Source organism: Microbacterium sp. (genome assembly GCF_036566905.1).
Lineage (GTDB): Bacteria > Actinomycetota > Actinomycetes > Actinomycetales > Microbacteriaceae > Microbacterium.
Genome location: NZ_DATCVK010000174.1, coordinates 1 through 11,498, shown reverse-complemented (window position 1 = coordinate 11,498; position 11,498 = coordinate 1). Strand labels below are relative to the sequence as shown.

12 protein-coding genes are annotated in these 11,498 nt (G+C 72.2%); 6 read left to right on the top strand and 6 right to left on the bottom strand.

Annotated elements, in window-relative coordinates:
* Positions 1-218 precede the first annotated feature (218 nt).
* Positions 219-1,946 carry an amidase gene (locus tag VIP82_RS14290; RefSeq protein WP_331909738.1) on the bottom strand — a complete coding sequence of 576 codons (1,728 nt, stop codon included), beginning with the start codon at positions 1,944-1,946 and terminating at the stop codon, positions 219-221.
* Positions 1,943-2,977, bottom strand: coding sequence for an agmatine deiminase family protein (locus VIP82_RS14285; protein ID WP_331909736.1), 1,035 nt, complete (start codon positions 2,975-2,977; stop codon positions 1,943-1,945). The genes VIP82_RS14290 and VIP82_RS14285 overlap by 4 nt, the downstream gene beginning before the upstream one ends.
* Before the next feature lie 98 nt (positions 2,978-3,075).
* On the opposite strand from VIP82_RS14285, the gene VIP82_RS14280 reads away from it, so the two are divergent.
* The 4 genes from VIP82_RS14280 (at position 3,076) to VIP82_RS14265 (ending at position 5,932) form a co-directional block, all read left to right on the top strand.
* Positions 3,076-3,705: a TetR/AcrR family transcriptional regulator gene (locus tag VIP82_RS14280; protein ID WP_331909734.1), complete on the top strand. Its 630-nt coding sequence runs from the start codon at positions 3,076-3,078 to the stop codon at positions 3,703-3,705.
* A complete protein-coding gene (locus VIP82_RS14275; protein ID WP_331909732.1) occupies positions 3,702-4,637 on the top strand; it encodes an aminoglycoside phosphotransferase family protein in 936 nt (311 codons plus the stop codon). Before VIP82_RS14280 ends, VIP82_RS14275 begins: the two co-directional genes overlap by 4 nt.
* 189 nt (positions 4,638-4,826) lie before the next feature.
* Positions 4,827-5,045, top strand: a complete 219-nt coding sequence (locus VIP82_RS14270; RefSeq protein WP_331909730.1) for a hypothetical protein — start codon at positions 4,827-4,829, stop codon at positions 5,043-5,045.
* A 53-nt stretch (positions 5,046-5,098) separates the two neighbouring features.
* Positions 5,099-5,932: an aldo/keto reductase gene (locus VIP82_RS14265; protein WP_331909728.1), complete on the top strand. Its 834-nt coding sequence runs from the start codon at positions 5,099-5,101 to the stop codon at positions 5,930-5,932.
* A 9-nt stretch (positions 5,933-5,941) separates the two neighbouring features.
* Here VIP82_RS14265 and VIP82_RS14260 read toward each other — a convergent pair whose 3' ends face one another.
* Positions 5,942-6,688, bottom strand: a complete 747-nt coding sequence (locus VIP82_RS14260) for an SDR family oxidoreductase (RefSeq protein ID WP_331909726.1) — start codon at positions 6,686-6,688, stop codon at positions 5,942-5,944.
* 209 nt (positions 6,689-6,897) lie between these two features.
* Positions 6,898-7,641: an SDR family oxidoreductase gene (locus VIP82_RS14255; RefSeq protein WP_331909724.1), complete on the bottom strand. Its 744-nt coding sequence runs from the start codon at positions 7,639-7,641 to the stop codon at positions 6,898-6,900.
* A 109-nt stretch (positions 7,642-7,750) separates the two neighbouring features.
* Between VIP82_RS14255 and VIP82_RS14250 the strand changes: the two genes are divergently transcribed.
* Positions 7,751-9,907, top strand: a complete 2,157-nt coding sequence (locus VIP82_RS14250) for a S9 family peptidase (protein WP_331909722.1) — start codon at positions 7,751-7,753, stop codon at positions 9,905-9,907.
* Positions 9,908-9,940: 33 nt separating this feature from the next.
* Here the strand turns inward: VIP82_RS14250 and VIP82_RS14245 are convergent, their stop codons facing one another.
* Complete coding sequence (locus VIP82_RS14245) at positions 9,941-10,126, bottom strand: DUF1918 domain-containing protein (RefSeq protein WP_331909720.1); 186 nt, start codon at positions 10,124-10,126, stop codon at positions 9,941-9,943.
* Between the two features lie 77 nt (positions 10,127-10,203).
* A complete protein-coding gene (locus tag VIP82_RS14240) occupies positions 10,204-10,428 on the bottom strand; it encodes a hypothetical protein (RefSeq protein ID WP_308868520.1) in 225 nt (74 codons plus the stop codon).
* Between the two features lie 98 nt (positions 10,429-10,526).
* Between VIP82_RS14240 and VIP82_RS14235 the strand changes: the two genes are divergently transcribed.
* Positions 10,527-11,444, top strand: coding sequence for an aldo/keto reductase (locus VIP82_RS14235; protein ID WP_331909718.1), 918 nt, complete (start codon positions 10,527-10,529; stop codon positions 11,442-11,444).
* Positions 11,445-11,498: the final 54 nt, after the last annotated feature.

The window sequence follows — 11,498 nt, the reverse complement described above, 5'->3', positions numbered from 1 at the left end:
TGCCGAGCTCGGCGAAGTGGGCCAGGTACAGCGCCGCCGCGCGCTGGAACTGCGGCGCGAACGCCGTTCCCAACTCGCGGCCCCGGATCGCCGGATCCTGCGAGGTCGACGCTGCGGTGCGAAGCTGCATGGCTGTTCCTTCGGATGGGGTCGGGTTCGAGGCACGCCCTGGGGCGATTCTGCCCTGGAAGACAGTGGCGCGGGCAGGCGGAGGCGGATCAGAGCTCGGGCGTGCGCGGGGGAGCGGTCCGCCGTGCGCGGAGCGCTTCGAACGCGGCGGCCCAGGCGAGCAGCTCGGGGTCGCTGTACGCGCGCCCGGCGATCGTCAGCCCGACCGGCATCCCGATGTCGTCCATCGTGCCCATCGGAACGGTGACCGTCGGCACGCCGAGGTGGCGGATCGCGAGGTTGCCGTTGGCGACCCAGACGCCGTTGCGCCAGCCGAGATCGGCGGACTCCTCGTTCACGTCCATGTCGGCGGGGCCCACATCGGCGACCGCGGGGAAGACCACGGCATCGAGGCCGAGGTCCGACATCCATTCCTCCAGATCCCGGCGGCGGGTCTCCTCGAGGCCGCGCACGCCGCCCTCGATCTCGGGGATGTCGGTGAACGACGGGTACGGGTGCTCGCGCACCTGCGCGGGATAGGTCGCGATGTCGTCGTCGAACCCGGTGTAGCGGTCGGGAAGTGCGCCGGGCGGCTGCGGGAAGATCGCGCCGGGGTCGACGTCGTCGAGCCGGTCGAGCGCGGGGTCGCCGTTCGCCCGCAGGAAGTCGTCCCACGCCCACGCCGAGAGGTCGACGATCTCGCGGTGCAGGAACTCGGGCGTCACGAGTCCGCGCGTCATGATGGTGGGCGCACCCGGGCGGTCGCCCTCGTAGTTCGTCACGACGGGGAAGTCGACCTCCACGACCTCGGCGCCGGCGGACTCGAGATCGCGGCGTGCCGTCTCCCAGAGCGCGATCACCGAGGCGCGGGTCTCGACACGCGTGCCCGTCGGGCCGCCGATGCCCCCGCCCGGGTTCGTCCCGGCCTCGGCGTCGGCGTTGATGTACATCCGCGGCACCCCGAAGCGGCGGCCCGCGAGCGTCGCGCGGGCGTTGTCGGCGTCCGCCGCACCCAGCGCCGGGTAGGAGCCGGGACGCGTGGCGGCGGCATCCGGAAGCGGGATCCACGGCTGCGCGCGCCAGAAGTCGCCGCGGATCTCGGGGTCGCGGGCGACGAGCACGTCGAGGATCTCGAGCATGTCGGCCATCGTGCGCGTGTGCGGCACGACGACGTCCATCGTGGGCACGAGCGGCCAGTTGCCGCGCACCGAGATCACACCGCGCGAGGGCGTGTATGCGCACAGCGCGTTGTTCGACGCCGGCGCCCGGCCGCTCGACCAGGTCTCCTCGCCGAGCCCGAAGGCGGCGAACGACGCGGCGGTCGCGGTGCCCGAGCCGTTGGACGATCCCGATCCGAACGCCGACGTGAGGTAGTCCGCGTTGTAAGGGCTCTCGGCGCGGCCGTACACGCCGCGCTGCATGCCGCCGTTGGCCATCGGGGGCATGTTGGTGAGGCCGATCAGCACGCAGCCGGCCGCGCGGAGCCGCTCGATCGAGAACGCATCGCGCTGCGCGACGAGGTCGGCGAACGCGGGAGAGCCCGCCGCCACGGTGAGTCCCTTCGCAAGGAATGAGTCCTTCGCCGTGTACGGGATGCCGTCGAGCGGTCCGAGCGTGCGGCCTTCGGCGCGCCGGAGATCGGATGCCGCAGCCTCGGCCCGCGCGTCGGGGTTGCGCACCACCACGGCGTTGAGCGCGGTGGGCGTGCCGGGCGCGTCGAACGCTTCGATGCGGGCGAGGTGCGCGTCGAGGAGCTCGACGGCGGTGACCTCGCCCGACTCCAGTGCCGAGCGGAGCTGGGCGATCGTCGCCTCGACGACGGGGAAGTGGCGGCTCATCGGGTCACCGCCGGCTGCTGTTGCGTGATGCAGTGGATACCGCCGCCGCCCGCGAAGATCTGTCGTGCGTCGACGGTCACCGCGCGGCGTCCGGGGTAGGCAGCCTCGAGGATCTCGCGCGCCTGCGCGTCCGCGCGCTCCTCGCCGAAGCCGCACGCGATCACGCCGCCGTTGACGACGAGGTGGTTCACGTAGCTGTAGTCGACGAAGCCCTCGTCGTCGCGCAGCGTCTCGGGTGCCGGCAGGTCGATGATGTCGAAGGTGCGTCCCGCCGCATCCGTCTGCTCCGACAGGAAGACGCGCAGCGCGCGCGAGACCTCGAAGTCGGGGTGATCGGGGTTCTGCTGTGCGTGCAGCAGCAGGCGGCCGGGAGTCGGGATCGTCGCGACGATGTCGACGTGCCCGTTCGTGCCGAACTCGTCGTAGTCGCGGGTGAGGCCGCGAGGGAGCCACACCGCCTTCGTCGCGCCGATCGTGCGGTGAAGCTCCGCCTCGACGCGCGCCTTGTCGGCGAAGCGGTTGCGGCGCGGGTCCAGCTGCACGGTCTCGGTGACGAGGACGGTGCCCTCGCCGTCGACGTGGATGCCGCCGCCTTCGTTGACGAGCAGCGAGCTGACGAACTCGGCCCCCACCAGCCCGGCGGTGAAGCGGGCGTGCTCGGCGGCCTTCGACCACGACGCCCACTCGGGGGCGCCCCAGCCGTTGAACACCCAGTCGACGGCGCCGAGGATGCCGGGGCGCTCGTCGTCGACGACGAAGGTGGGGCCGTGGTCGCGGAACCAGAACTCGTCCACGGGCGTCTCGACGATCTCGATGCCCGAGTCGAGCATGCGCCGCGCGCGTTCGGACTTCGACGGATCGACGAGGATGGTCACCGGCTCGAAGTCCGCGACGGCGTTCGCTACGGCGCTCCACGCCGCGTAGAAGCGCTCCTGCTCGGCCGGATCGTCGCCGAGCGTCGGCCCCTCGTTGGGGAACGCCATCCACGTGCGCTCGTGCGGATCGCCTTCGTGCGGCATCCTCCAGGCCATCGTCGCCCTCATCTCTGCTCGGCTCGCGGGGAGGTCCGGCTTCGGTGGTCGTAATTGATCTATCGATCAATAGAGAAGATATCTATGCTGGCGAGAACATGTCAAGCACATCGTCACGACCGCGCACCCGCAAGGCTCCCGCCGAACGCGCCGCCGAGATCGTCGCCGCGGCGACCGCGATCGCGCGCGCACACGGCCTCAGCGCACTCACCCTCCGCGCCGTCGCCGAGCGTGCGGGCGTCGCCTCAGGGCTCGTCGCCCACTACCAGCCGTCGATGGACGACCTCGTGGCCCGTGTGTACGCCGACCTCGTCGAGGAGGAGGTGCGCGACGTCGAGCAGGTCGTCGGCGCCATCGCCGACCCGGCGGAGCGGCTCGGCGCGCTGATCGACACGCTCATGGACGGCGCACGCGACGAGATCACCGTCGTCTGGGTCGAGGGCTGGGCGATGGCGCGCCGCAACGACGCGCTGGCGGTCGCCGTCCGCGCGCAGATGCAGCGGTGGCAGACGCTCGTCGAGGCGATCGTGGCGGACGGATGCCGCACCGGCGCGTTCTCGACGACCGAGCCCGGCGAGGTGGCGTGGGAGCTCATCGGCATGATCGACGGGCTCAACGCCCAGTCGCTGGCGCGCGGCACCGACACCACGCGCTTCGCCCTGCGCACCGCCCGCGCCGCCGAGGCCCTCGTGGGGGCGCGGCCCGGATCGGTCCCGGTCAGCGCATGAGCCGTGTCCGCTGGGAGGAGATCCCGCCGGCGCTCAGGGCGGCGATCGAAGACGTTCTGGGCGAGCCGGTCGTGGCGGCGCAGTCGCAGCCCGGCGGGTACTCGCCAGGGTCGGCCGACCGCGTCGTCACCGCGTCCGGCCGTCGGGCGTTCGTCAAGAGCGCGGGGCTGTCGGTGAACCCCGAGACGCCCGGCATCCATCGCGCCGAGGCGGCGGTCACGGCATCCCTCCCCGAAGCCGTCCCCGCGCCCGCGCTCCTCGGGTTCGTCGAGCACGAGGACTGGGTCGCGCTCGTGCTCGAAGACGTCGAGGCGCGGCATCCGTCCACCCCCTGGCAGCCGAGCGAGCTGGCGGCCGTCCTCGACGCGCTCCACGAGATGGGATCGGCGCCGCTGCCGCCCGAGTCCGCAGTGACGGACCTGGCCGACGCGCTCGCCGGCGACGCCGAGCACTGGCGGAGCATCGACACCTCGGCGATGCCGGCGCTGCCGCGCGGTCTCGACGTCTTCGTCCGCGAGAATCACCAGGAGCTGACGGATGCCGCGGCGCGCGCCGTCGAGGACGTGCGCGGCGACCGGCTCGTGCACTTCGACACGCGCGCCGACAACATCCTGCTCCGCGGGGACGGGACCGTCGTGTTCGTGGATTGGCCGTGGGGCGCACGGGGCGTGCCGTGGTTCGACGCGCTGTCGCTGCTCATCAACGTCCGCTACTACGACCCCGACGCCGACATCGAGAGCCTCATCGCGGCGCATCCGGTCTTCGACGGGATGCCGGCGGATGCCGCCACGCGCGTGCTCGCCGGGTTCGCCGGCCTGTTCCTCGGCTCGTCGCTGCGGCCGTCCCCGCCGCGGATGCCGACCCTGCGCCCGTTCCAGCGCGACCAGGCCGTCGTGACGCTGGACTGGGTGCGCGAACGCTGGGCGGGGTGAGACCCGTGGGTGAACTCGACGATCCGGTGGTGGTGCCGTTCTCGCGCGGCATCCCGGGCTCCCGCGAGCGCATCCGCTCGGTGGACGCCGGCTCCGGCGCGTAGCGCTACCGCCTCCCGCTTCGCGCCGCAAGCCCCCTCCGCCGGCGCGCATGCCGCCGTACTTTCGTGGCAGCGAAGGGAGAACGCCATGACCACCCAGAACCCGTACCCCGGACCGATCCGCGACGACGACGACCCGATGCTGGACGACACCGCAGACGACGCCGACGGCATCCTCGAGCCGATCCTCGACGGCGACGACGACCGGCCGCTCGATCCCGATCTGAACGACGACCGGCTCGACAGCGCCGCGGCCGATGAGCGGGCGGCGACCGAGGGCACTCTCGACGTCGACGATCGCCCGTGAGACCGGGAGGACGCAACAACGCCCGCGCGGCGGAACAGGGCCAGGATAGAGGAATGAACGCGATCCCCACCGTGATCCTGAACGACGGCGCCTGGTTCCCCGAGCTGGGCCTGGGAACCTACAACCTGCGCGGCGAGGAGGGGATCGAGGCGATGGTCGCCGCGATCGACTCCGGTTACCGCCTGCTCGACACCGCCGTCAACTACGAGAACGAGCGCGAGGTGGGCGAGGCCGTTCGCCGCAGCGGCGTGGATCGCGAGAAGCTCCTCGTCACCTCGAAGATCCCGGGGCGCCATCACGGCCGCCAGGAGGCCATGGACAGCATCAAAGGATCCCTCGACGTGCTGGGCCTCGACCGCATCGATCTGCATCTGATCCACTGGCCAAACCCCAGTGTCGGCCGGTACGTCGAGACGTGGCGCGGCATGATCGAGGCCCGCGACCGGGGTCTCGTTCGGTCGATCGGCGTCTCGAACTTCACGGAGGACCAGCTCACCGAGCTCATCGAAGAGACCGGCGTCGCGCCCGCCGTGAACCAGGTGGAGCTGCATCCGTACTTCCCGCAGGACGCGCTGCGTGCCTTCCACCGGACGCACGGCATTCGCACCGAGAGCTGGAGCCCGCTCGCGCGCCGCAGCGAGCTGCTGACCGAGCAGATCCTGAACGAGCTGGCGACCGTCTACGACGTCACACCGACACAGGTCGTGCTGCGCTGGCACACGCAGCTCGGCAGCACGCCCATCCCGAAGTCCGCCGACCCCGACCGCCAGCGCGAGAACGCCGACGTGTTCGGCTTCACGCTCACCGAGGACCAGGTCGCCGCGATCAGCGCGCTCGAGCGCGGACGCCTCTGGGACGGCGATCCCCTCACCCACGAGGAGATGTAGCCCGCCCGTTCAGGCGTCGGGGAGCGCGTCGAGCCACTCGGTGAAGGTCTGCCTGCCGCGCAGCGCGTCGGCGGCGGGCAGGAGCGCGCCCGAGCGGAACGCTCGGCCGAGCGTGCCGGGCGTGTTCACCACCGCCAACGGCGCGCGATAGCCGATCGCGTGCGCGTAGCGGTGCACCATGTCGGCGAGGCTCTCCTCGCGCGGGCCGCCGAGGTCGGTCGTGCGTCCTGCTGGGCCCCGCTCGGCGAGGTCGACGAGGTGCGCCGCCACTTCCCGGACGGCCACGGGCTGGATGCGGCCGGTCGAGGCGACGTGCGCGCCGGCGTGGGTGCGATGGAACATCATCGCGGCGTACTCGTGGAACTGCGTGGTGCGCAGTATGGTCCAGGGCACGACTCCGCCGGCCACCAGCCGCTCCTGCGCGAGCTTGCCGGCGTAGTAGCCGTCCGGCGCGGCCTCGGCGCCGACGATCGTCAGCGCGAGGTGATGCGGCACGCCGGCCGCCCGCTCTGCGGCGAGGAGGTTCTTGGTCGCGCCGGCGAAGAACATCACCGACACGTCGGGCTTCGACGTCACGACGTTCGTGACGTCGACCACCGCGTCGATCCCGTCGAGCGCACCCGCCAGGCCGGCGCCGCTGAGCAGCTCCACGCCGGTGCGCCGCGAGAGGACGACGACGTCGTGGCGGCGCTCGCGCGCGATGGCAGCGACGTGCTCGCCTGTCATCCCAGTACCGCCGGCGATGGCGAGTCTCACGGATCCTCCTGCGCATGTGGGCACGGCGCCCCGGAGCCCGACTCACACCCAGGCTATCCGCCGCGCGCGGGCGATTCGAGGGAGGGGTACGAGCGGCCCGGGTTCGCTCGGGGGAGAGTCCGCGCCCGGGCCGCTCACGGCGGCGGCGCGACGAGCGCACCGCCTCCGCTCAGGCAGAGGGTGCGGCGGGGCACGCAGATACGCGCGCGTCAGGTCAGTTCGCGCAGCCAGCCCGCGAACGTCTGCGTCGTCAGCACCGCATCGCTCCCCGGCAGAGCGAGGCCGGCGCGCATCGCCTTCATCTGCGGGCCCGGCAGGCTCACCGAAGGGACCCATCCACGATGGCCGGTGCGCCGCGCGTACGCCTTCACCATCTGATCCATCGCCTCCTCGCGCGGCCCGGCCAGGTCCGCGGCGCGCGCCTGCGGTGCGCCGGTCGCGAGTGTCGCGAGATGCACCCCGACGTCCCGCGCGGCGATCGGCTGCACGCGCGCCCGCGGGGCGAGGTGCAACGGCCCGAGCTTGGCGCGGTCGAACAGCTGCCCCGCGAACTCGTGGAACTGGGTCGCCCGCAGGATCGTCCACGGCACCTGCGAGGCCTCGACCACCCGCTCCTGCGCGAGTTTGCCGGCGTAGTAGTCGTGCGGCATCCGATCGATCCCGACGATCGAGAGCAGCACGAGGTGAGGGACGCCTGCCCGCGCGGCGGCCGCCACGAGGTTGCCGGTCGCCGTCTGGAAGAAGCGGATCGCGGCATCGGCCGACAGCGTCGACACGTTGGAGGTGTCGACCACCGCATCGACGCCGTCGACCGCGGCGTCGAGACCTTCCCCGGTGGTGAGGTCGACCCCGGTGCGGCGACTCAGTGCGACGGCGTCGTGCCCGTCCGCCCGCAACGCCTCCACGACCCGGCTTCCGACGACTCCCGTGCCTCCCGCGACAGCGACCCTCATGACCTCACTCCTCCCGACCGATGCCTCCATCATGCGCACTCGCGGCCGGCTCATCCAGGGGCGCGACGGAGCGTTCCTCCGCCTGATGGGCGTCGGTTAGCGTGGAGCCATGGCGACCCCCACCGACTCCACTCCCTTCGATTCGCTGGCCGACTACATCGCGCTTCCCCGCGTCGAGGCCCTCGCCCTCTCGCCCGACGGACAGACCGCCGTGCTCACGGTGGCGGCGCTCAAGAAGGACGGCACCGGCTACGAACGGGCGCTCTGGGCCGTTCCGGCCGGCGGCGGGGGTGCGCCGCGACGGCTGACGCGGTCGGCCAAGGGCGAGGCCGGCGCCGCGTTCACCGCGAGCGGCGACATCCTGTTCGTGTCCGCGCGTGCGGACTCCGAAGGCGACGCCGACGACGAGTCCGGTCAGCTCTGGCTTCTGCCGGCGGCGGGCGGCGAAGCGCGCCCCGTGACGCGGCTCGCCGGCGGCGTCGACGGCATCGCCGCGACCGCCGACGCATGGGATCGTCTTGTGATCTCGGCCTCCCTGCTGCCCGGTGCCGACACTCTCGAGAGCGAGGCGTCCCTGCGCGCCAAGCGCAAGGAGAAGAAGGTGTCGGCCATCCTGCACGACACCTATCCGGTGCGCTTCTGGGATCACGACCTCGGGCCCGCCGAGCCGCATCTGCTCTCGATAGACGTCGACGCGCTCGAAGACACCATCGCCGCCGAGGTCGCGGAGGCCGCGGCCGAGGCGGAGCAGGCCGCCGAGGCCGTGAAGGATGCCGTACCCGGCGCCGACGTTTCCGCCTCGGCATCCGACGCGGGGGAGAAGCCGTACCCCGCCACGCTTCCCCGTCCGCGCGACCTCACGCCGAAGCCTGGGCGCTCGGCCGACCACGCCGAGGCGGCCATCACCCCGGACGGGACCACCCTCATCGCGTCGATCGAGCACCGCGAGCAGCGGGCCGGCCGCCGCGTGATCGTCGCCATCGACACGGCCACCGGCGAGCGCACGACGCTGTTCGACGAGGCCGACGTCGACTACGAGATGCCCGCCGTCAGCCACGACGGCACGCGCATCGCCTATCTCCGCACCGTCAAGAGCACTCCGGCCACCCCCACCGACTACGAGGTGTGGATCGCCGACGTCGACGGCTCCGGCGCCCGGCGCATCGCCGCCGAATGGGACCGCTGGGCGTCATCGTTCAGCTTCGCCGCCGACGACTCGGCCCTCATCGCCACCGCGGACCACGACGGCCGCGGACCGGTGTTCCGCCTCCCGCTGGACGGCGGTGCGCCCGAGCGGCTGACCGACGACGACTTCGCATACTCCCACGTGCTGGTCGACCGCAGCACGGGTGACCTCGTCGCGCTGCGCTCCTCGTGGGTCGTGCCGCCGCATCCGGTCCGCATCTCGAGCGACGGCACGGTCACCCCGCTCGCGACGCCGGCGACGACTCCTCGCGCACCGGGATCGATCATCGAGGTCGACACCACGGCCGAGGACGGCGCCCGCGTGCGCGGCTGGCTGCTGCTGCCCGACGGCGCGTCGGCCGAGGCCCCGGCTCCGCTGCTGCTGTGGATCCACGGCGGTCCGCTCAACAGCTGGAACGCCTGGAGCTGGCGCTGGGCGCCGCTGCTCGCGGTGGCCCGCGGCTACGCCGTGCTGCTGCCCGACCCTGCGTTGTCGACCGGCTACGGCCTCGACTTCATCGCGCGCGGCTGGAACAGCTGGGGCCACAAGCCCTACACCGACCTGCTCGCGATCACCGACGCCGTCGAGGCCCGCGACGAGATCGACCAGACGCGCACGGCAGCGATGGGCGGCTCGTTCGGCGGCTACATGGCCAACTGGGTCGCCGGTCACACCGACCGCTTCCGCGCGATCGTGACGCACGCCAGCCTGTGGGCGCTCGATCAGTTCGCCGGCACCACCGACAGCTCGGAGTACTGGCAGCGGATCTTCACGCCCGAGGCGATGGTCGAGCACTCGCCGCACCAGTTCGTGCGCGACATCCGCACCCCGCTCCTCGTCGTGCACGGCGACAAGGACTACCGCGTTCCGATCGGCGAGGGACTGCGGCTGTGGTCGGAGCTCGCCGAGCACCACGCCGACGCGGACGGCCGGATGCCGCACCGCTTCCTGTACTTCCCCGACGAGAACCACTGGGTGCTCAAGCCCCAGCACGCGGTGATCTGGTACGAGACCGTGTTCGCCTTCCTCGCCGAGCACGTGCGGGGCGAGGAGTTCCAACGGCCCGAACTGCTCGGCTGACCTCGCCGTGGACTGACGGGTCCGGTGCGCGACTCAGGACGCGTGCCGGACTTCGCAGTCGCTTCCCGGCGACAGGATCGCCTCGTGGCCGTCGTCGAAGCGCACCACGAGCAGCGGACTCTCGCCGCTGCCGCGGACCTCGATGACCTCGCCCGCGCGTTCCGCCGCTCCTACGATGCGGCCGTGGATGACCACGCGGTCGCCGACGCTCGCCTGCATGCGGACCACCTCCTGGCGCTCACGATACGACGCCGCGGGCACGAGGGGTAGGGCGTCGGCGGCGCCGCGCGGTCGGGCTAGAGCTGTGCGCCGTCGTCGTCGCGGTTCTCGAGCCCGACGCTGCGCCCGCGCCACGACTCGTAGGCCATGAGCCAGCCGATCGACACGGCGGCGGCGAGAACCACGCCCAGCAGCACGCTGCCCCAGATCAGTCCGAAGACGATCCCCAGTGTGAACAGAAGCGCCGTGCCGAGCGCCCAGCCCGAGTGCCCGCGCGTCCAGCCCTTGCGTGTCGTGGTCATGCCGAAAGCCTAGGGGGGCGACAGGCGACACGGGCGCTTCGATCGTCGTGGCTCTGGGTAGGTTGGACGTCGACGACCACGTACACGGAACGGATGCCATGACCCTGAACGTCAGCCCGCTCACCCTCGGCACCTCCGGCCTCGGACGCGACACCGTGCCGGGCTCACCCGAGGAGGAGACCGCCGTCGCTTTCGCGGAGCAGCTCTTCGCGACCACGCACGCGTTCCTCGACACCTCGAACAACTATGCGGGCGGACGCTCGGAGGCGGTGCTCGGCCTCGCGATCGCACGCATCGGGACGGATGCCGCGACCCGCGTCATCTCGAAGGTCGACGGCGATCCCGAGACGGGCGCGTTCGATCGGGAGCGGGTGCTGCGCTCGTTCGACGAGACCGTGGCGCGCCTGGGTGTCGACCGCCTGCCGCTCCTGCACCTCCACGACCCGTACACGGTGACCTTCGACGAGGCGATGGGGCAGGGCGGCGCCGTGGAGGGACTCATCGAGCTGCGCGAGTCGGGCCGGGTCGACGCCATCGGCGTCGCCGCGGGCCCTGTCGGCCTCATGGCCCGCTATGTCGGCACCGGCGTCTTCGACGCCGTGCTCGTGCACAATCGCTTCACGGTGGTCGACAGTTCCGCCGCACCGGTGTTCGCCGACGCGCACGAGCGCGGCATGACGGTGTTCAACGCGGCGCCGTTCGGCGCCGGCATCCTCGCCACCGGTCCGCGCGAGGGTGCGATGTACGGCTACCGGCCCGCGACGCCCGAGCTGCAGGAGTGGGTCTCGCGGCTGGAACGCGTCTGCGCGTCGTTCGGTGTGAGCCTGCCCGCCGTGGCGCTGCAGTACTCGCTGCGGTCGCCGCTCGTCGACTCGACCGTGGTGGGCCTGTCGTCGGCGCAGCGTCTCATGCAGCTCGATGACCTCGCCGCGACGCCCGTGCCGGACGACCTGTGGACCGAGCTCGAGTCGCTCGGGCCCGCGCCGTCGAACATCGACGACAGCGCCTACGCCTGACGCGGACGCGCGCCGCGGCCGGCCAAGGCGGCAGGCCGTGCCGGGCGGGAGGCC